Below are 20,983 nucleotides of genomic sequence, written 5' to 3' on the forward strand. Positions count from 1 at the left end.
TTGGCTTGCGGGAATCAGTTATCAAATTCCTGAATATGCGTTTAAAACTGCGCTCACCTATCGTTCTAAAATCGAACATAAGGCAAGTATTACAGAAGACCTTTATGGTCAAAATTTAGAATTTGTTCCTTTTGCCAAAACAACAATCAATACACCACAATCGGTGAATTTAGATTTTCAAACAGGCTTAAGTCAACACAATTATCTCTACAGCACATTGCGATGGGTCAATTGGAAAGATTTTAAAATCCAACCCACTCAATTTGGTACTGTCATCGACTATTACGTTTCACTTTATCCTACGACAGCAAAACCATTTAATTTAGTTGAATATAAAAGTGATCAATGGTCAGCAAAGCTTGGACTTGCACATAAGTTTAGCGAACACTGGATCGGTGCAACTGAAATGCTATGGGATTCGGGCACGGACAATCCCGCAGGAACACTTAATCCATCTAATGGATATTATGGTTTAGGGGTTGGAGCGGTATATAAACCAGATGAAAATTATTATTTCACCTATGGGATCAATTATATTTACTTCAATAAAGCTGATCTCGACTCACTGAACCCCTTCAATTCAGTCACGCAAAATTCAACTTTATCTGGGGTTAATAACAATTACGCTTTTGTGCATGGAATTAAGTTTGGTTATCACTTTTGATTTATGTTTTAAAGGTATTATCAATATTCATTACGCATAAAAAAACGAGCCGAAGCTCGTTTTTGGATTCTAAAAAGAATCTAGAAGCAATTACCAGTTATAGCTGATACCTACTTTACCAACAGGCATCCATTCGTATTTGTCATCATTCGCAATTTTGTATTGCTCTTTAGCAAGTTCGTTATCTAAGTTACCACCGATATTTGAAGTTGCAGAACCAGACACACGTTCAAGTTTTACACTAGGGTTACCTGTATAGTAAGCACCTACCTCACCAAATACACCAATGTTCTTCGTGATTTTAGGCGCGAAACCAAAACCTACATAAGGTGCAAAATCATTGTCATAATTTTGTTGACCTTTGATGTGTACACCATCAGCACCTGCTTGGAAGTCTGTATGGTTTACGGTAAAATTACGACCTGGGCTTACTTTACGCTCTAAACCATATTCGTTATCAATATAGCCTACACCAGCAGCAACATATAAACCTTGTGCCCATACATTTTGGCTTGCACCCCATGGACGAATTTCTGCATTTAAATATGCAAGTTTATTGTCCATATCTAGGTCATATTTAGAACCATTAACTTTAATGTCATCTGACCAAGAAATGTCACCGCCGTTATAACCAAGCGCCAAACCTACATAAGGATTTGCTGTCCAAAGTAAAGCACCACCATAACCAGTTGTACCCACTTCTAAACGTGCACCTGTAGGAAGTAATTGATTTGCATTAAAAACATTACCTTGGTTTACAACAGCTTCATCAGCCATTGCAACGCCTGATGCCAATAATGCAGTTGCAACTGTTAGTACTTTTAACACTTTCATTTCTATCTCCTCAAATTAAACATGAGTTTGTTCTTTAATCGTTAATGTGTTTCGACTCAAACGCATAATATGTGATTTGATTGACGTAATTAAGGTGAAAATTGATTACTTTTTGTTAACTTTTGATACAATTTAACTTTAATATTTGTTTATAAACACTTTCTTTTTTAAGAAATAGTTGAGCTAAACAACTTTTTTAAGCAAATTTTAAATTTCATCGTGAGTTTTTTAAATTGAAGTCCGATTTTATATCTAAACCCAGTGCGATTTAGTGTAGAATCTTTAAAATTTTTTTGGAAAGAAGAACATGACTCAGCTTTCAACGATCATTGAAGAAGCGTTTGAAAATCGTGCTAACTTTACTGCTGCAGACTGTCCTGCTGAAGTACGCCAAGCTGTTGAACAAGCGATTGCTGGCTTAGATAACGGTAGTTTACGTGTCGCTGAAAAAATTGATGGTGAATGGGTTGTTCATCAATGGTTGAAAAAAGCGGTTCTTTTATCATTTAAACTCAATGATAATAAACCAATTGAATCATGTGATCTTCAATTCTATGACAAAGTAGATACTAAATTTACAGGTTGGACTGAAGCACAATTTAAAGCCGCTGGCGTACGTGTTGTACCGCCTGCTGTTGCCCGTAAAGGCTCTTTCCAAGCAAAAAATGTGGTGTTGATGCCTTCTTATGTCAATATCGGTGCTTATGTTGATGAAGGCACAATGGTGGATACTTGGGCGACTGTAGGTTCATGTGCTCAAATCGGTAAAAATGTACATCTATCAGGTGGTGTAGGTATTGGTGGCGTTCTTGAACCACTTCAAGCGAATCCTACAATTATCGAAGATAACTGTTTCATCGGTGCACGTTCTGAAATCGTTGAAGGTGTAATCGTTGAAGAAGGTTCTGTGATTTCAATGGGTGTTTTCATTGGTCAATCGACTAAGATTTTTGACCGTGAAACTGGCGAAATCCACTATGGTCGCGTACCAGCGGGTTCTGTAGTCGTATCTGGTAGCCTTCCATCTAAAGATGGTACTTGCAACCTTTATGCTGCAATCATCGTAAAAAAAGTCGATGCTAAAACACGCGCTAAAACAAGCCTGAACGAATTACTTCGTGAAGACTAATTGATAATCACGAAATATCAATCGTTTTGCGGAACCTAATGTTCCACGGAGTTTGAATCGCTCCTCATCTCTACGGTCAAATTTGATCGTAGAGATTTTTCATTTTGTAAGCTGTGGTAAATCTCATGAATGCTCTTCGTTCTTCAACTATTCCTGTTTCTGATCCGTCTGCGGGGTTACGTATTACGGAGATCTTTTATTCGTTACAAGGTGAAGCCAATGCCGCGGGTTTACCGACTGTTTTTATTCGTTTAACTGGTTGCCCTTTGCGTTGTACCTATTGTGATACAACCTATTCGTTTGAAGGTGGCGAACGTCAGTCACTTGACCAAATTATTCAAACCACATTAGATTTTAAAACACCATATATCTGTGTCACTGGTGGTGAGCCACTTGCTCAACCCAATGCTTTGCCTTTAATGCAACGTCTTGCAGATCTCGGTTGTGAAGTATCTTTAGAAACCAGTGGTGCCTTAGATGTATCTAAAGTTGACCCACGGGTTTCAAAAGTTTTAGATTTAAAAACACCTACTTCAGGTGAAGCTGCTCGAAATTTGATGAGTAATCTAGAACATCTTACTCAGCATGATCAGATTAAATTTGTGATCTGTAATCGAGAAGATTATGAATGGTCAAAGCAGCAAGTTGAACAGTTTTTGTTAAATGAAAAAGTCAGCACTGTGTGGTTCTCTCCTGCTTTTGCTGTTGAAAAAGGTGCTGTTCGTTTACCACAACTCGCACGTGATTTAGCTCAATGGATTTTAGAAGACCATCTCCCTGTTCGTTTCCAATTGCAATTACATAAATTGCTTTGGAATGACGAAACTGGTCGTTAATCCCTCGTCTTACTTATTTACCTTTTGTTATTTGTTTTAATTAATATTTTGGAGAATTGGATATGCGCCCTCGTGCCATAGTCTTACTATCTGGTGGTTTAGACTCAACAACTTGCTTAGCTTGGGCTCAAGCCAATTATGAATGCATCGCTTTAAGTTTTATGTATGGTCAGCGTTCAACCACTGAACTAGATGCAGCACGTGCTTTAGCACAACGCGCGGGTGTAGAACATCGGGTCATCAATATTGATTTAGGCAATTTAGGTGGTTCAGCACTTACAGACCATAACATTGATATCCCTGATCATGAAACTGATGGTATTCCTGTAACTTATGTTCCAGCACGTAACACGATTTTCTTGTCTTATGCACTAGCAGCAGCAGAAGTTTTTGATGCGCAAGCAATTGTGATTGGTATCAATGCTGTTGATTATTCAGGATATCCTGACTGTCGACCTGAATTTATTGACGCCTTTGCCAATATGGCGCGTTTGGCAACCAAAGTTGGTGTAGAAGGAAAACCTCTTAAATTTGAAACACCTCTGTTACATTTATCCAAAGCGAATATAATACGCTTAGGCATCGAACATGGCGTAGACTATAGTCAAACGGTTTCATGCTACCAAGCAGATGACCAAGGACGCGCTTGTGGTAAATGCGATAGCTGCCGACTTCGTAAACAAGGTTTTATGGATGCAGGTGTTGCAGATCCAACTCGCTATATACCGCAATAACAAGGTACATTTTATGAAAAACTTAAAATCAGGTCTTATTCTTTCAACTTTATTTTCAGCTTCGGCTTTAATGGGAACAGCTGCTTTTGCTGCTGAAGCAAATCCGCTTCAACAAGCTTATAAAAGCACCAATGTAAAATCAGCGCTTGTGAATGTATGTAAAACTGAAACAGCGAAAGGTGGAAAACTGACTTCTGCTGAAGTCAGCAAATTCTGTGGTTGCCAAATTGATGCTCAAGGTAAAGTGACTGAAGCTCAAAAATGGGAAATCCAAAGCGCTGTAAACCAAAAGAAAAACCCATCAAGTTTAGCTTTTGTACAGCAACAAAATAAAGAACTTAAAGCATGTTTCGGTCCTCAGTTAACCAGCAAGTTAGAAACTTTAACTGAAGCTGCGATCAAAGCTGCTCAAGCGAAAAAATAATACCGAATAAAGGAAGCCTGCGTAATGCAGGCTTTTTTTCGCATTTGATTTATACACCAGCTTTAAAAAAAGCATTACAAGCCTGCCCATGCAAAATTCAACTCACTCTTCCATTCAACCACGTAAATTCGTCGCATCTTATAGCGGTGGCAAAGACAGTAGCCTTGCCTTGTACTATGCAATGCAGCAAGGTCAAGCCGTTGCCTTAATCGTTACCTTAGATGAACATGGTATTCGCTCGCGTTCACATGCGATGCCACTTGATATTATTGATGCACAAGCAGCAGCATTGGGACTGCCTATTCTCAAAACCACAACCACGTGGGAAAGCTATGAATCACAGTTTCTCAACGTCTTGGCAGAAGCCAAAGACTATGGTGCTGAAGTTTTAGTTACAGGTGATATAGACTTAATCGGTCATGCGGAGTGGAATCAATCAGTTTCTGCACAACAACAACTTGAACTGTGGATGCCTTTGTGGCAAAAGCCACGTCATCAAGTGGTCAATGAACTGATTCAGCTGAAATTTATTTGTATTGTCGTGACAGTCAATCTAGACCTTGGAATGACCACGGAAGATTTAGGTCGTGTGATTGATCATGACTATGTCAATGAATTAGTTGCACGTGGTATAGATCCTTGTGGAGAATCTGGTGAGTTTCATACCACCGTAATTGATGCACCGATATTTAAAAATCCGCTTTCAGTGCATAAAGGTGCTATTCTTTATCATCAAAATTATGCCTTTTTAACGCTTGAATTAGAAGCTTCGTAAATTTAAGGAATGACAATGACTGAACAAATCCAACTGCCGAATCAAAGTTTTCCGACCACTACAGGTGAAATCAATCTAACTGAACTGAGTACAGAATGGCTGGTTTTATATTTTTATCCAAAAGATAATACGCCTGGTTGTACCACACAAGCTGTTGGTTTCTCATGTATTAAAGATCAATTCGATGCATTGAATACCACCATCATCGGGGTATCTCGTGACTCAGTCAAAGCACATCAAAACTTTACGGAAAAGCAAGCTTTAACCATTAATTTGATTAGTGATAAAGAAGAAGAACTCTGCAAACATTTTGACGTAATTCAAGAAAAAAATATGTATGGTAAAAAAGTGATGGGGATTGAACGCTCAACCTTTATTTTCCATAAAGGTCAATTGGTTAAAGAATATCGTAAAGTTAAAGCTGCAGGGCATGCTGAACAAGTTTTAGAAGACTTAAAAGCATTACAAGCGGATTAATATTATTAATGGAAAGCCCCTTCCCTTGCGCCATATATGGCTCAGGGATGAGGCGCTTGCTTCGCAAGAGGATGAGGGAAATTTTAAATAACCAATGAAATCGCAATTCCCCACATCACCACTCCAATGATAAAATCTAATATTTTCCATGCTTTAGGATTTTGAAAAATAGGCAATAATAATCTCGCACCATAACCCAGCGTAAAAAAGAATAACCAAGATGCTGTGATTGCACCCATTGCAAAATACATTGCTGTCTTCTCGAACTTTGTCGAAATTGAACCAATCAACACCACGGTATCCAGATACACATGTGGATTCAGCCAAGTTAATGCCAAACAAATCAGAATCATTTTGAATAAATTTGATTCACTATTTTCACTCGGTAATAAACTGCTTGAGGTTTTAAAGGTTTGAATAAAATGTTGCGCGCCGTAAAAAAATAGAAACGTCGCACCAAAATACTTCGCCCAATTTATAATTTCAGGATGACTTTGTACTACATGTGAAAAACCCAGTACGCCCAATAAGATCAAAATCGAATCTGAAGCTGCACAAATCGCACACAGCCAAAAAACATATTGCTTTTTTAAGCCTTGCTTGAGGATAAATGCATTTTGCGCCCCAATCGCAATAATCAGACTGAATCCTACAGCCATCCCCTGTATATAACTCTGCAACATTTAACACTACACTTTTAACATTTCGATCAATCACGCTATTATCTTCACTTATGCTATAAAGTGAGTATTTCTAAATAAATATAATCATTACTGAGTTTTTCTTAGCTTTAATAACTATGTTATTTTTAGTCAGAGATCTTTAATTCTTCGATAAATTAATGATCTTTAGCAATTAATATATCCACCTTTGCAATAGAGTCGATTGGAAGATGTTACAAAGTAAACATAGTGAAGCATTCTTAGCTGTCGCAGAAACAGGAAGTTTTGAACAGGCTGCACAGCGTCTAAACATCACAGCGTCTGCAGTGACATTACGCTTACAGAGCTTGGAAAAAAGTCTAGGGCATCTGCTTATTGTTAGAGAACGCCCCTGCAAACCAACACAGGTTGGACAATCACTGTTGCATTATTTACAACACAGCAAATTGCTTGAGCAGAACTTTTTGCAAAATTTGACAGGGCAAACAGCTTCTTCTTTTTATCAGGTCAATATCGCAACCAATGCGGATTCTTTAGCAACATGGCTATTGCCTGTTTTAAAATCGTGTCTAGTTGAAAATCAAATTGTGGTGCATTTTCAGGTCGATGATCAGTCACAGACGCATCATTTACTTGAAGCCGGATTAGTCAATGCGTGTGTGACCACAGAAGCCCAAGCCATGAAAGGTTGCAGTGCAGCGTATATTGGCACTATGCATTATCATTTTGTCGCGACCCCTGCGTTTTGTCAGCAATGGTTTAAAAATGGTGTCAATCGTGAATCAATTCGGCTCGCACCTGCCCTTATTTTCAATCCCAAAGATGGTATGCATACTGATTATATACAAAAGAATTTTGGTTTAAATATCGCACAATATCCACATCACTTTATTCCCTCATCACATGGTTTTGTCGATGCGATTGCTATGGGCTTAGGTTATGGCTGGTTACCTTATTATCAAGCCAAAGATTTTTTTACTAATGGTACTTTGATCGAAGTTTCTCCAGCACTTCAAATTGATTTGCCACTCTATTGGCATCATTGGAAACAACAATCCAAACAGCTTGATCAAATTACCCAAGTGCTAAAAACAACGGCACAAAGTATTTTGCAATAAGGATGTATAGGGACAATAATGCATTAAGATAACATCATTTAGATTTATAAATCACATGCAACACGATGCTCTATTGTGTTTTCCATTGTCCATTCACTTGAATATTCACTTTTTCTCCGACACCACCCACAGCTTTTTTCATCCCAAAATCACTACGGTTAATCGTCGTAGATGAATTAAAATCCAAAAGTTTCGGATTACTCGTATTCGGTTTAATCGTCGCATCAAATACGATTGATTTAGTCACATTACGTAGCGTTAAATTGCCAAGAATTTGATACTTATTGTTTGAAAGTGCTTTAAAACTTGTACTTTTAAAAGATACTGAAGGATATTTAGCCGCATAAAATAAATCCTCACCAAAGATCATATTCTTCAAGGAAGATTTATTGATGCTTAGGCTATTTACATCCATTACAAATTCAGTCGATGCTTTTTGTGGTGCTTTTACATCAAAGTTAAGTGAAGATTGCACACGCTTAAACTGCCCTTTGACAATGCTTATTCCCATTGAATCTATATTGAACCCAACCCGACTCGACGGCGTTAAAGTCCAGTTTGTGGCAAATGCGCTTGTACTCAATACAGCAGTTGAAAAAATAACAGCTTTGGCAATTTTTTGATTCAATCGTTTTTGATTCAATTGCATGATATATCCTTAACTTTGTTTTAGCTTATAAACAGTTGAATGGCTGTCTTTACGCTCTACAAGGATCCATTCTATGCAATAAAGTTAGAGATTCGATTTGTCCTGAGTGTCGAATTTGTGTTGCAATTGTTGATACATATCACTTTTTTTAAAGTTTTGTAAAAATTCTATCGTTCCTTGTGGAAATTCAGTGTGTTTAATTTCACCTCGATAGTATGCTTCTCGTAATGGTGTAGCAGAAATTGAACCAACTAAGCTGTCTAATTCAACCATTTCCCATTCAGGAAATAATTTTAAATAATAAGATGAATCATCTTTGAAATGACCGATTAAACCGACTTTATCTTGAGGTTTGACGACTTCATTGACCAATGATTTTACTAATTTAACCCATTTCACATCATTATAAACATCAATCACATGCACGAATTTAATACGTTTTTGATCGGCTTCAGAAAAATTCGATAAAATCATCTGTTCCCGTTCTTGGGCAAGAAAAGGATTTTTGGTATTGCGCTCATTCTGTGCTGAACCGAGTGCCAAAATCACGTATTGGCTTTGTTGTAATGCAATACTCACGGTTTGCATATGTGCCAAATGAAAAGGCTGAAAACGTCCAATATAGACAAGATCATCAAATTTATAAGTCATAAAAATCATTTTTTATGAACTCACCAGTTGCAACATATTTTCAAATATGCGACATAATGAGGGCATAAAATCCAATTAAATTTTAAAGCAAGGATAGTACGATGACACTTCGTTGTATTCAACAACCGCATCAACATTTAAACGCAAATTTAGAAAATGGTGTACTGACTTTATCAATTAACCGACCAGAAGCAAAAAATGCCTTGTACGGTGAATTGTATCTTTGGATTGCGTCAGCTTTAGATGAAGCAGATCAAGATAACAGTGTCCGTGTTGTGATTTTGCGTGGTGCAGATGCTGACTTTAGTGCTGGCAATGACATGAAAGACTTTCTACAGTCTTTACAGAATAAACAAGAAGGTAAAGAAGGTGATGGACCTCCTTTTGTGTTATTAAAAGCAGCAGCACGTTTTTCTAAGCCTTTGATTTGTGCAGTGCGCGGTGTTGCAATTGGGATTGGTGTAACGATTCTTCTGCATGCAGATCTCGTCTATGCAGACAATACAGCCCTCTTCCAAATTCCATTTGTCAGCTTAGGACTTTCTCCTGAAGGTGCTTCGAGCAAACTGCTTATTCAACAAGCGGGCTATCATAAAGCGGCTGAATTGCTTTTAACTGCGCAGAAATTTAACAGTGAAAAAGCATTAAGTGCTGGTTTAATCAATAGTATTGAAGATGATGTCTATGGTCATGCTTTGCACCAAGCTCAAACACTTGCGGCATTGCCTTTGGCTTCAATTAAACAGACTAAAGCCTTGATGAAACACAATCTTGAAGAAATTATTCAATGTGTAGATGATGAAGCCGTGGTCTTTATGCAACGTGTAAAATCACCTGAAATGGCTGAAGCTGTTGCAGCATTTATGCAAAAGCGTAAACCTGATTTTGCTCAATTTAACTAACGTTACACAGTAACATAAAAGCAGTTTTTGCTTCTCGATCAATCTGGATACGCGATAACGTCATCCGCAACGTGTTTGAGGCAGGACTACTTTTAATCAGATATGTTTCTGCGATGTATTCAATAGTTTGACGGAAGTGGACGAGTTTTGCGGATGACAATGGTTTTGCCTCCTTTTCCCGAAAGAAAAGGAGGTCGAGCCGAAGGCTAATCCCTAAATTAAAACTTTTGATGTAAGACTCCGTCAAAAACTACAAAATCATTTTAAATCTTCATAAAAAATTTCAATAAGGTTAAACCAATGCCACAAGACTCTACTGAAAAGAAGCGTTATTACGAACCTGCACCACAAGATATTGATGTCAATAATTTCCGTAAGGTTGTAGAAAGTCGTCGTTCTGTACGTAAATTTACTGATAAAGCGATCCCGACTGAAATTTTAGATGCATGTTTAGATCTGGCATTACTTGCACCAAACTCTTCAAACTTACAACCTTGGACGTTTTATGTGGTTCAAAATCCTGCCAAGAAAAAACAATTGGTCAAAGCGTGTATGAGTCAATGGTCTGCACGTACCGCTGCTGAGTTAATTGTCTGTGTTGCACGTACTGACCGTGTTGATGAGATGGCGAAAAAGAATATTTCTGAATTCCCTTTTCCAGAAATTCCACCTTTGGTCAAAAAATACTATAAATTTATTCCATATAATTATAAAACTGGCTATTTCAATGCATTGGGTAATTTTAAAAAAGTTGCATTTAAAATAGCGCGTACTTTCGATAAACAAATGCCTGTGACTGCTTTTAGTCAAGCTGATGCGGTATTATGGGCAACTAAAACCACTGCGCTTGCATGTGAAAATTTAGTCTTGGCTTTACGAGCTTATGGTTTTGATAGCTGTATGATGGAAGGTTTTGACGAGCCTTTGGTACGTAAAATTCTCAATCTTGGTGATCTTGAATATCCTGTAATGGTGATTGGTGCGGGTGAACGTGCTGAAGATGGTGTGTTCTTTCCACAATATCGCTTTGATCGTGATTTGTTTATCCAGAAAGTTTAAGTCATTGTGAATATTTAAATTGATCATCATAGACAAGTGATAAGTTTCAACTTGTCTATGCGATTAGCTAATTTAAGCTGTGGTTTTGGTATGTTTATTTATGAATTTTTTTGGATTTAATCATTAAAAAATTGTTTGTAAATACTCAACATATTCATGCTTGGCAGATTCGGATAAAACCTGCCGTTCCTCAAGTAAGATCACACAACGCAAAGCCAAATCATAAGAACGATAGGCATAATGAGCAATCACAGCCAATTGCTTAAGTTGTTCATCATTCATTAATTCAGGTTTTGAGAAGTCACGTACATAAACTAAATCTGCTTCCAAAAGCTGATTTAGTGGCTGTGCTGGATTCTGATTCAATACCATCGGAGATATAGGCCAATGTTTTACTGCAGCAAAACAATGTGGCACAAAACCTTGTGATCTCAACTCAATATCAATTTCCCCAAAGCCTGCTTGGTTTTGATACAACGTCATAAAAGACACTTCAGTTTGAATCGCGACTGCTGTTTTTAATTGTTGATATCCATGCTTAAAAACATTGAGTTCACCGCCTTGTATATCAATTTTTAAATAATCCACGTGCTGTATTTCATGAATATCATCAAATCGAATGGTTGGGACATTCACTCGTTCTAATACCTCACCAAGAGGTAAATAGAAATCAAATACTTGGAGTACCTCTTGGTTAGGTTCAAATAAACTGGTCATCCCCGATGAGCGACAAATACGTAGCTGATGCTCTGCCCCATCCCCCACCACATAAGGCAAATAATTTTCCAGTTCGCTTTTTTGTTGATTTAATATTGCTAAAGCATGTGTTTGTGGTTCAAAACCCACCACTTCACAAATTTTCAGATCAAGCATCATTTTATACGGTGGCTCTCCATCAATTGGATTTGCACCAATATCAACAACTTTAGTTCTATTTTTAGGTTTTAAAAGCTGATAAAAAAAATCCATTGCATTCATTTTTATAAAATATATTTTGTTAAATTCTCATTTTTAAACGCATAAAACAATGGTTTTTTCTCAATATTTTAGCTTACTCGATTTCAATCATCTGAATAAACTCAAAGGCGGGTTCTTCATAGGGATGACTTGCCTTTAAAGCCTGTGCCACTGATTTTGCTTTATCTTCTGTGACAATGGTTTCCACACGCCATTCAGATATTTGTTCCAAAGTATTCAATTCACCAATAAATGGATTTGCACCTTTGACAGGCTTGAATTGCCCTGTGCCCAAAACTTGCCAAGCACAGTGTTCATAATTCCCAATACCGCCTGCACCTGCTTCAAAAATTGCAAGTTTAGTTGATTCAAGATGTGATTCAGGGACGTAGTAGATGAGTTTTAGCATGATTATATATTTCTCCCAAATACACTATTCTAAGGGCTTACTTAGATCATAACCTGTTCTGCTTTTTGAGGGTTCAACTTGGTTTTCGCGGTATAATCCATATAAACCAAGATCATGCCAATAAACATGTTTAGGCAATGATACTAATGCTTTAATTTGTTGAAATACATATATTTTAGTTCTAGATTCATGATCGAATTTTCGAGTAAAATAAACTTTAGCAACCTGATAAAAAACAGTAATTTGCATCAATGCTATAGCTACATATGTAAAAAATATAAAGTCATCAAATAAAGCAAATACAAACCAAAATAAAAGTATAAATACACCAATAAAAATCGTTGTAATAATAGCTTCAGTCCACCCAAATTTTTCACTGATCGTCGTGGGCTGATCTTCATCTAAGTACAAATATTTTTCACCATCGTACATATACCAAATGTAATAGCCTTTATCATCTGGAAATTGTGTCAATATAACATTAACTTCTTGCTTATTTTTTAAATGAAATTCATCAAAATAACCATAAATTGAGAGCCCATTCAGTGTTGCAGTGACCTCTGTAAATGGATCTGTATGAATATCATCTTTGGGTATTTGTATTTTTTTAATCTCTTGGATCATACCCTTTTGAAGTTGCAACTTAAATTTAAGCTCTTGAAACTCGGTTAAGCTTTCAGCATTTCTATTGCTACACATTCGGTCAACAATTTCTTTTGTTTGATTTGAACTATGTTTCTTAGCAATATTAATCACATGCTCCATAAAATATAAATTTGGAATAACCTCAAAATAAGAGTTTGTCATTCTTAGATATTTTAATTGTTCTTGTTCCATATTCGGAAGATTAAGCAGTTCGAATACTTTTTTTGAAAATCTATGCTCAGTTTTACTTAGATTTTTAAAACTAATATAGAATGCGAGAAGCATTGAAAAAATCATGATAAATAAAGCATATTTAGCAATATCAAAATAATAGATCGTTCCATCCATAACCAATTGATAAAGTGCTAATTCTGCAATCAGAATCACGATTAATGCTGTCGTACAATATACAATTTTACGCAATTTTTCTTTTAAAGAATTCGGATTCACTTCATAAATCAATGGATCTAAATACAAATAGCCATTTTCTAAATTCAGTACAGCATCAATTTGATCATGCTTTCCATGAAATATAATTTCAACTCTATCACCGAATTTAAAATAAACGTTATTTTTCAAATATAATGTATAATTAGTTTGATTGACAATAATCGTAATTTTATAAGATCTTTCATTTAGGATGATTTTTTCTATTTTTCCTTCTATCATTCGAAGGTCTGATTCTACGAACATATTGTACCTTTTTATAGTATTTTTATAAAAAAGAGCGCCTTAGCGCCCTTCTTTTATTTCTAAGAATTACTCGTCAGACTCATTATCCATAGAATCAGTGTCACCTTCTTCCATGATTGTTTCATCACCAACGAGCGTTTCATTATCCACTAAAGCTGCACCATCAACCACTTCAGGTGCATCTAAAACTTCATCTTCTTCAACGGCATCTACAGCCACAACACCAACTAAGATTTCTTCATTACCCAAACGGATCAAACGAACACCTTGAGCATTACGACCTGTTTGTGCAATTTCAGAAGCACGAGTACGGACTAAAGTACCACCATCAGAAATCAACATCACTTCTTTTGTCACATCGATCGCAACTGCACCAACCAATTCACCATTACGTTCAGAGGTCTTTATGGCGATGATGCCTTTACCACCACGTTTCTTTGTTGGGAAGTCATCAACAGGAGTACGTTTACCATAACCATTTGCAGAAGCACACAACACTTCGCCAGTTTCAGGAACAACTACTAATGAAACAATACGACTGATAAAGTTCGAATCTGAAGAATCCTCATCATCCGAATCTACATCAGTTTCAGTTTCTTCATCCGCTTGAGCCGCAGCAAGTGTTACACGCATACCACGAACACCTTTCGCAGTACGACCCATTACACGCGCATCTGTTTCAGAGAAGCGAATTGCTTTACCTTCATTCGAGAACAACATGATTTGCTGCTCGCCATCGGTAATTGCAACACCAATCAAGGTGTCTTCTTCTTTCAACTCAATTGCACGTAAACCATTTGAACGAACATTACTAAATTGTTCTAATTCAACACGTTTAACTGTACCTGATGCTGTTGCCATGAAGACATAGAAGTTTTTGCGAACATTTTCAGCACGTTCAGCAAACTCAGCAACCAACTCATCATCACAATCAGACGCTGTTAATTCTGAACTGAGCTCTTTTAACTGAACACGTAATGCAGGTGATAAATCATCTGGATTTTCACCCAATTCTGCAAATGCAGATTTCAGTGCTTCGTAATGACCATCAATGATTTCATTTTCACGAAGTTTGGCCACATTCGAGCGCACAAAAGTTCTAAACTCAGTTAAACGTTCTGTAAATTTCTTCGGTGCATCAATCACAGGAAGAATCGCTGTAATTGTTTCAGTTGCATCCAATGGCAACAAGTTCACCATCGGACGACCTTTCGCACCACGCGATGCTTGTGGTACTTCAAACACTTTCAAGCGATAAACTTTACCGACATTGGTGAAGCAAAGTACGGTTGCATGGTTCGAAGTCACGATGAGATGTTGAATATAGTCATCTTCTTTCATCGACGTTGCAGATTTACCACGTCCACCACGGCGTTGTGCGGCATAGTCAGACAATGGTTGAGTTTTTGCATAACCTGTTTTAGAAACAGTCAATACAACTTGCTCTTCTGGAATTAAATCTTCACGAGAAAAGTCGATACGCGATTCTACAATTTCTGTTTTACGCGCATCGCCATATTGTTGAAGAATCAATGCCAGTTCTTCTTTAATGACACCCATCAATAAATTAAAGTCATTTAAAATCGCTGTAAGTTCAGCAATTTGACCTAAAATTTCAGAGTATTCCGCTTGTAACTTATCTTGTTCAAGACCTGTCAAACGGTGTAGACGTAATTCTAAAATCGCACCGACTTGCGCAGGTGATAAACGATAAATATTGCCATCTAAACCAAATGGACGATTAGGATCTTCGCCTTCAATTTCATCTGGACGAACTGAAATTGCACCTGCTTTTTCAAGCAATGCAACAACACCACCGCCAGCCCACTCACCCGCTTGTAAACGCTCACGCGCTTCTTGTGGATTTGCAGAAGTTTTGATGGTTTCAATAATTTCATCAATATTCGCTAAAGCAACGGTTAAACCTTCTAAGATATGACCACGCTCACGTGCTTTACGCAATTCAAACATCGTACGACGTGTGACCACTTCTTGACGATGACGAATAAACGCAGCAACAATATCTTTCAAATTCATTAACTTCGGCTGACCATTGTCTAGGCAAACCATGTTAATGCTGAACGAGTTTTCTAATTGAGTATTGAGGAATAGATTATTCACAATCACTTCAGCGTTTTCACCACGCTTCAAGTCAATTGCAATACGCATCCCTTCTTTATCAGACTCATCACGTAATTCTGAAATACCTTCGAGTTTTTTCTCTTTCACCAATTCAGCGATACGTTCAATGGTCTTCGCTTTGTTGACTTGATAAGGAATTTCAGTGAATACAATCGTATTACGACCTGTTTTTTGATCTTCTTCGATATGGTATTTACCACGAATATGCAAACGACCTTTACCTGTACGGTAAGCATCTACAATTCCTGATTTACCATAAATAATACCGCCTGTAGGGAAATCTGGACCAGATACGTGTTCCATCAACCCTTCAATTGAAATTTGTGGATTTTCAGCATAAGCCAAACATGCATTGATCACTTCAGTCATGTTGTGTGGCGCCATATTGGTCGCCATACCAACCGCAATACCCGTTACACCGTTGATCAATAAGTTTGGAATACGGGTCGGCATCACTTGAGGAATGCGTTCAGAACCGTCGTAGTTATCTTCCCATTCGACTGTATCTTTTTCTAAATCAGCCAACATTTCATGGGTTAACTTACGCATACGGACTTCGGTATAACGCATTGCCGCCGCACTATCACCATCGACAGAACCGAAGTTACCTTGACCATCAACCAATTGATAACGTAGGCTGAAATCTTGTGCCATACGAACAATCGTTTCGTATACAGCTAAATCACCATGTGGGTGATATTTACCGATCACATCCCCGACGACACGGGCAGATTTTTTATAAGCTTTGTTATAGTCGTTGCCCAACTCGTGCATAGCGAAAAGCACACGACGATGAACAGGTTTTAGACCATCTCTCACGTCTGGTAATGCACGAGATACAATCACACTCATGGCATAATCAAGATATGAGTTCTTGAGTTCATCCTCAATGGCAATCGGTCTAGTTTCCGATACGCTCATGCATACTCCTTATTTCAAACAGCGCAGACTGCAACTGCTGATTTATATGATCAAGCTAATCAAAATTTAGCTCAAAAAAAGTTGAGCCAAAATCTAAAATTCAGTCGCACAGTATAGCACAAATCCATTCGATTTTGTGCCAAACAGCATGCTTGAAAATGAGGATTTTTTGTCTTTATTTTGAACAAATTTAACGATTTATTTCCAATAAAAAACCTCCAACAATGGAGGTTAAATTTTTTATAAAATATTAGAAAATTAATGGGCATTTTTATAGTCAGAAAGCTCATCTGATTCTGCTTCTTGCGGTACGAGAATCGCCTGTTTTACAATTTTTTTATCTTGTTTCATTAGTAAATAAGTGACTTCGAATAACCCCCAAATCACAGGGAATTCATACATTTCTTCAATCAAATCTTTATAGGCAAGATCATGTAAGAAAAGTGGCGCAATCATCCGACTATGTTCAACCGCATCTGAAATGATCAGTCCAATCACTGCCAATAAAAAGCTAAAAATAGGAAAGCTTATTGTTTTAAACTTATGTGTAATTTCTTCACGCAGTTTTTTAGAAAATAGCATCAATACAACAGGTGCAATAAAGAAAATAGACAATATACGGAAGTAAATGTGCGGAACATCAGGGAAAAAATCACGCCCCCAACTAATACTGCGTCCAAACAATAAAATCCACCAAAACACCGCCCACAACCAAAACTGTTTCTTACCTTCTGGACAATCAAGCGGTCGCATATAGTAATAACTATAAACTGCAAAGCTCAATAACATTAAAGCTTGAATATTCTCGATCGACAATACAACGAAGCCATCCATCAATGGTACGTGAGAGTTTGCAAGAAAAGGAATAAAAAAACACAGAACCACAAGCCCTATTGTAGGGCTTGTCAGCTTTTTGGAAATTAACATGCTGGAAGACTCCGACCAAAATGATTTAGGTCATACACATTAATATTTACATAATATTAAAATACTTTTCTCTTTAAAAAAATTAAAGGAAAATAACTACACCTTTAAAGAATTTATTTTTTTACTATATTTAATTTATACTTACGAGATAACACATACTCGATTATGAGTGATTTTTATCCAAAAACAATCTAAAAAACATAAAAATAAGATGTGTGACGAACAATAAAGCAACAAAAAAAATAAAATGAAAAATAAGATTGTGTAAATAAACAGGTTCATGAAAAACATGTTCATCCATCCACATCTGTATATCAATATCTTCTGCAAAAATTAACATTGCCAAATAATATAAAATCAACCCTATAAGCACGATGAGGTACAGATAAGCCACAAAACCCTTTGACCATGCTGAATTTTGTAAGCTCATAAATATTGGAATTCCAATAAGTGATATTGCGATACACATGACAAACAAATAGATTCGCCCAAACAATGGATGCTGAGAAGTGTTCATGCCAATAAAACTACCTGACAATTGGTGCTGTAGGCTCACTCGACTCTGGCTCGCATTCAGACATTTCCCCCTCAGAAATGCCAACTTTATAGCAAGACCATCCTATGATTTTCTTATTTTTTATTTCAGGTTTTAAATAAATATGTTCGTTCGGAAACTCTGCGAATGAACCAATAATCATACCATTCCGTATTTCAATTACATCATGAATGGATTGATCAAATTCTACTTGATCAAATTTTTCAATCTCTTGTAAATTCTCTGGTAGAGCACGGGTTGCACCGAACATCCTTTCTATATTTTGCTGATAGGATCGCATCTCGGCATAACGTTGCTCATACTCGTTTGCATCAACTACAGCATCAGTTGTCACTATATCTTCCATAATCACATCTTCAACAGCAGCCTCATCATTTTCACGTTGAATGCGTAGATGCTCACGAATTTGATATTGAATTTCAGGAATAATCACACTTGTAATCAGCGTAATTACAGGTGATGCAAAAATGAATACCGCAATAATGATAAAAAACCATTTGTTATATTTCGGCTTTTTCTTGGGTTGATTTTGAGCATTTTCCCAAGCATCTTTTGCTTTGTCTTGCCACGAATCAAGTAGGATTCTCGCCTTATCTTCAATCTTGGTATTTTTATCTAAAATTGTATCCGTAATTGATTGATTTTGACTTGAATGGCGATTCTGGCTTGGCTTGGTATTTGGCTTAATACTAGGATCTGGATTAAAAATATCCTGTTTGTTATTTTCACGGCGAATTGATGACTGAACATGTTGACTGCCCGTAAAGTCATCAGAACTCTTCGGATGCTTTAAACGCGTACCACATATTCCACATTTAACGGCTTCACTAATATTTTCAGCATGACACTTTTGGCATTTCATTATTCTTCAACTATTCTTTATCGTTATATCTTATCTATAACATAAATTAAATGATCAGGCGAATTTACAACTCATTCTAAGGCTTACTTATTCCTCGATAATGACGTCATGACAATTTGGGCATTAAATATATAACACATTTTTAATCAATGGCTTAAATCTTAATTTGTATAAATAGAACCACCTTTAATCGGAATATCTTGAATCTGACTAATTTCAACACAAGCTGTATCCGCTAGACTTGAGTCAAACCCAGAAAGATAGCAATCCCACACCAATTGTTTATGCTGATTCAAAAAGGGACAAAAACCATCGTCATGGGTTGAGAACCTTGTATATCGGCAATCAAATAACCTTTGCCATCCATTGAAATTTGATCATTTTGCCAAGGCTTATTTTTTAGTTCACTTAGGCTACGTGGGTAACGATGATGTATAGCGTAATAACCTGCGATCTCACTCTTGATAGCAGTTAAGTCATGGCGGGATTGTTCAATCAAATTCAAATTGTGTGGTACTGAAGCCGTATTTTTAGATGAACTCGAAGCTGTATGTTGTTCAAGTAAAAAGGGTTTTGCAATAAAAGCAAAAAAAAGTGCCGATCAATGCAGGAACGAGAAAGATTAAAGTACAACCGATGATGACCCATAACTTTAATCCTTTTGGTCGGAGAATATTTCCAATAAAAGCTTTCAACCATCGAATAAAAAAACTAGGTTCAGGCTTAACAGAACGCACTGTTATGATTTTTAGGGCGATACCACAACTCGCACAGCGAATTGCCTCCTCAATATTTGGTGTATGACATTTTTGACAAATCATTTTTTTAATCGTTCATTATTATTTATCACTCATTATTATAACAAGTGTTTTTAGTAAAATTTAAAACTCTACAAAAAGCTAAAATTCGAACAAACTCAGTAACATAATTCCTATCATATCTATATCTTAGATCATTCATTAAAAAACGCCCCTAAAAAGGAGCGTTTTTTAAACTGAAATTACAAAATTAGATTTTAGAAACCAATTCTGGAACAACAGTATTCAAATCACCAACTAACCAGTAGTCAGCAACAGCATTGATTGGTGCTTCTTCATCTTTGTTGATCGCAACGATCACTTTAGAATCTTTCATACCCGCCAAGTGCTGAATCGCACCAGAGATACCTACAGCGATGTATAGGTCAGGTGCAACGATTTTACCAGTTTGACCAACTTGCATATCGTTTGGAACGAAGCCAGCATCTACCGCAGCACGTGAAGCACCTTGAGCAGCACCAAGCTTGTCAGCAAGTGGATCAAGTACTTTATGGTAGTTCTCACCAGAACCTACACCACGACCACCTGAAACAACAATACGCGCAGCAGTTAATTCTGGACGTTCAGATTTCACAATTTCTTCAGAAATGAACTTAGAAATACCAGCATCACCTGTAGAAGTCGCAGCTTCAACAGCAGCAGAACCACCTTCAGCAGCAACCGCATCAAATGCAGTACCACGAACAGTTGCAACAACAACTGATTCGCCAGATTCTACAGTTGCAATCGCATTACCTGCATAGATTGGACGTTTGAAAGTTTTAGGGCCTTCAACAGCAATGATGTCAGTGATCATGCTTACATCTAAAAGTGCAGCAGCGCGAGGTAAAATGTTTTTACCTGTTGTTGTAGAAGCAGCAAGGATGTGAGAATAACCCGCACCGATTGAAGCAACTAATTTTGCAACGTTTTCAGCCAATTGATTTGCATAAGCAGCATCATCAGCAAGTAATACTTTGCTTACACCAGCAACTTTAGCAGCTTGGTCAGCAACAGCCTGTGCACCAGAACCTGCAACCAATACAGTGATATCACCACCGATTTTTTGAGCCGCAGCAACAACGTTTAATGTTGCACCGTTAAGTGCTTTATTGTCGTGCTCAGCGATAACTAAAATACTCATGATTTTTATCCTTCTG

At 37.1% G+C, this 20,983-nt stretch carries 22 protein-coding genes and 1 pseudogene; 10 read left to right on the forward strand and 13 right to left on the reverse strand.

All coding sequences use genetic code 11. The features are described 5' to 3' along the window. Nucleotides 1-664 (forward strand): annotated as a pseudogene (locus EXE10_RS21535) (transport of long-chain fatty acid); the annotation flags it as partial. Between the two features lie 90 nt (nt 665-754). On the opposite strand, the gene carO reads toward EXE10_RS21535, so the two are convergent. Further along, on the reverse strand, nt 755-1,498 hold the full coding sequence (gene carO / locus EXE10_RS16100) for an ornithine uptake porin CarO (protein WP_130114069.1): 744 nt from the start codon (nt 1,496-1,498) through the stop codon (nt 755-757). 307 nt (nt 1,499-1,805) lie between these two features. Here carO and dapD point away from each other — a divergent pair, with 307 nt between their 5' ends. The 6 genes from dapD (at nt 1,806) to EXE10_RS16130 (ending at nt 5,873) form a co-directional block, all read left to right on the forward strand. Continuing rightward, on the forward strand, nt 1,806-2,627 hold the full coding sequence (gene dapD / locus EXE10_RS16105) for a 2,3,4,5-tetrahydropyridine-2,6-dicarboxylate N-succinyltransferase (protein ID WP_130114070.1): 822 nt from the start codon (nt 1,806-1,808) through the stop codon (nt 2,625-2,627). 125 nt (nt 2,628-2,752) lie between these two features. Then, the gene (queE, locus tag EXE10_RS16110; protein ID WP_068974756.1) at nt 2,753-3,463 is read left to right on the forward strand and encodes a 7-carboxy-7-deazaguanine synthase QueE; all 711 of its coding nucleotides are present in this window, start codon (nt 2,753-2,755) and stop codon (nt 3,461-3,463) included. Nucleotides 3,464-3,525: 62 nt separating this feature from the next. Beyond that, nucleotides 3,526-4,197, forward strand: coding sequence for a 7-cyano-7-deazaguanine synthase QueC (queC, locus tag EXE10_RS16115; RefSeq protein ID WP_068974757.1), 672 nt, complete (start codon nt 3,526-3,528; stop codon nt 4,195-4,197). 13 nt (nt 4,198-4,210) lie between these two features. Further along, a complete protein-coding gene (locus EXE10_RS16120) occupies nt 4,211-4,621 on the forward strand; it encodes a hypothetical protein (RefSeq protein WP_068974758.1) in 411 nt (136 codons plus the stop codon). A gap of 88 nt (nt 4,622-4,709) precedes the next feature. Further along, nucleotides 4,710-5,396: a diphthine--ammonia ligase gene (locus tag EXE10_RS16125; RefSeq protein ID WP_130114071.1), complete on the forward strand. Its 687-nt coding sequence runs from the start codon at nt 4,710-4,712 to the stop codon at nt 5,394-5,396. A gap of 15 nt (nt 5,397-5,411) precedes the next feature. Continuing rightward, the gene (locus tag EXE10_RS16130) at nt 5,412-5,873 is read left to right on the forward strand and encodes a peroxiredoxin (protein WP_130114072.1); all 462 of its coding nucleotides are present in this window, start codon (nt 5,412-5,414) and stop codon (nt 5,871-5,873) included. An 83-nt stretch (nt 5,874-5,956) separates the two neighbouring features. Here EXE10_RS16130 and EXE10_RS16135 read toward each other — a convergent pair whose 3' ends face one another. Beyond that, complete coding sequence (locus EXE10_RS16135) at nt 5,957-6,556, reverse strand: LysE/ArgO family amino acid transporter (protein WP_130114073.1); 600 nt, start codon at nt 6,554-6,556, stop codon at nt 5,957-5,959. 209 nt (nt 6,557-6,765) lie between these two features. Between EXE10_RS16135 and EXE10_RS16140 the strand changes: the two genes are divergently transcribed. After that, complete coding sequence (locus EXE10_RS16140) at nt 6,766-7,653, forward strand: LysR family transcriptional regulator ArgP (protein ID WP_130114074.1); 888 nt, start codon at nt 6,766-6,768, stop codon at nt 7,651-7,653. Nucleotides 7,654-7,723: 70 nt separating this feature from the next. On the opposite strand, the gene EXE10_RS16145 is transcribed toward EXE10_RS16140, so the two are convergent. Both EXE10_RS16145 and EXE10_RS16150 read right to left on the reverse strand, forming a co-directional pair. Then, complete coding sequence (locus tag EXE10_RS16145) at nt 7,724-8,302, reverse strand: YceI family protein (protein WP_130114075.1); 579 nt, start codon at nt 8,300-8,302, stop codon at nt 7,724-7,726. 84 nt (nt 8,303-8,386) lie between these two features. After that, nucleotides 8,387-8,953 (reverse strand): nicotinate-nicotinamide nucleotide adenylyltransferase, encoded by a 567-nt coding sequence (locus tag EXE10_RS16150; RefSeq protein WP_087552509.1) that lies wholly within the window; start codon nt 8,951-8,953, stop codon nt 8,387-8,389. A 101-nt stretch (nt 8,954-9,054) separates the two neighbouring features. On the opposite strand from EXE10_RS16150, the gene EXE10_RS16155 reads away from it, so the two are divergent. Beyond that, nucleotides 9,055-9,855: an enoyl-CoA hydratase gene (locus tag EXE10_RS16155; RefSeq protein WP_130114076.1), complete on the forward strand. Its 801-nt coding sequence runs from the start codon at nt 9,055-9,057 to the stop codon at nt 9,853-9,855. A 300-nt stretch (nt 9,856-10,155) separates the two neighbouring features. Next, nucleotides 10,156-10,914, forward strand: a complete 759-nt coding sequence (locus EXE10_RS16160) for a nitroreductase family protein (RefSeq protein ID WP_130114077.1) — start codon at nt 10,156-10,158, stop codon at nt 10,912-10,914. A 123-nt stretch (nt 10,915-11,037) separates the two neighbouring features. Here EXE10_RS16160 and EXE10_RS16165 read toward each other — a convergent pair whose 3' ends face one another. The 9 genes from EXE10_RS16165 to EXE10_RS16205 form a co-directional block, all read right to left on the reverse strand. Then, nucleotides 11,038-11,883, reverse strand: a complete 846-nt coding sequence (locus EXE10_RS16165; RefSeq protein WP_130114078.1) for an FkbM family methyltransferase — start codon at nt 11,881-11,883, stop codon at nt 11,038-11,040. Between the two features lie 82 nt (nt 11,884-11,965). Then, nucleotides 11,966-12,280: an NGG1p interacting factor NIF3 gene (locus EXE10_RS16170; RefSeq protein WP_130114079.1), complete on the reverse strand. Its 315-nt coding sequence runs from the start codon at nt 12,278-12,280 to the stop codon at nt 11,966-11,968. Between the two features lie 24 nt (nt 12,281-12,304). Beyond that, nucleotides 12,305-13,618 (reverse strand): hypothetical protein, encoded by a 1,314-nt coding sequence (locus EXE10_RS16175; protein WP_228256850.1) that lies wholly within the window; start codon nt 13,616-13,618, stop codon nt 12,305-12,307. Between the two features lie 66 nt (nt 13,619-13,684). After that, nucleotides 13,685-16,681, reverse strand: a complete 2,997-nt coding sequence (gene gyrA / locus EXE10_RS16180) for a DNA gyrase subunit A (protein WP_130114080.1) — start codon at nt 16,679-16,681, stop codon at nt 13,685-13,687. Between the two features lie 258 nt (nt 16,682-16,939). Next, nucleotides 16,940-17,608 carry a hypothetical protein gene (locus EXE10_RS16185; RefSeq protein ID WP_130114081.1) on the reverse strand — a complete coding sequence of 223 codons (669 nt, stop codon included), beginning with the start codon at nt 17,606-17,608 and terminating at the stop codon, nt 16,940-16,942. A gap of 527 nt (nt 17,609-18,135) precedes the next feature. Beyond that, nucleotides 18,136-19,026 (reverse strand): zinc ribbon domain-containing protein, encoded by an 891-nt coding sequence (locus EXE10_RS16195; protein WP_130114083.1) that lies wholly within the window; start codon nt 19,024-19,026, stop codon nt 18,136-18,138. Nucleotides 19,027-19,187: 161 nt separating this feature from the next. Then, nucleotides 19,188-19,322 carry a hypothetical protein gene (locus tag EXE10_RS22065; protein ID WP_265937142.1) on the reverse strand — a complete coding sequence of 45 codons (135 nt, stop codon included), beginning with the start codon at nt 19,320-19,322 and terminating at the stop codon, nt 19,188-19,190. Then, on the reverse strand, nt 19,319-19,531 hold the full coding sequence (locus EXE10_RS16200; RefSeq protein ID WP_130114084.1) for a hypothetical protein: 213 nt from the start codon (nt 19,529-19,531) through the stop codon (nt 19,319-19,321). Before EXE10_RS16200 ends, EXE10_RS22065 begins: the two co-directional genes overlap by 4 nt. Before the next feature lie 503 nt (nt 19,532-20,034). Continuing rightward, nucleotides 20,035-20,967 (reverse strand): FAD-binding protein, encoded by a 933-nt coding sequence (locus tag EXE10_RS16205; protein ID WP_068973544.1) that lies wholly within the window; start codon nt 20,965-20,967, stop codon nt 20,035-20,037. Nucleotides 20,968-20,983: the final 16 nt, after the last annotated feature.

Source organism: Acinetobacter sp. WCHAc060033 (genome assembly GCF_004209125.1).
GTDB lineage: Bacteria > Pseudomonadota > Gammaproteobacteria > Pseudomonadales > Moraxellaceae > Acinetobacter > Acinetobacter wuhouensis.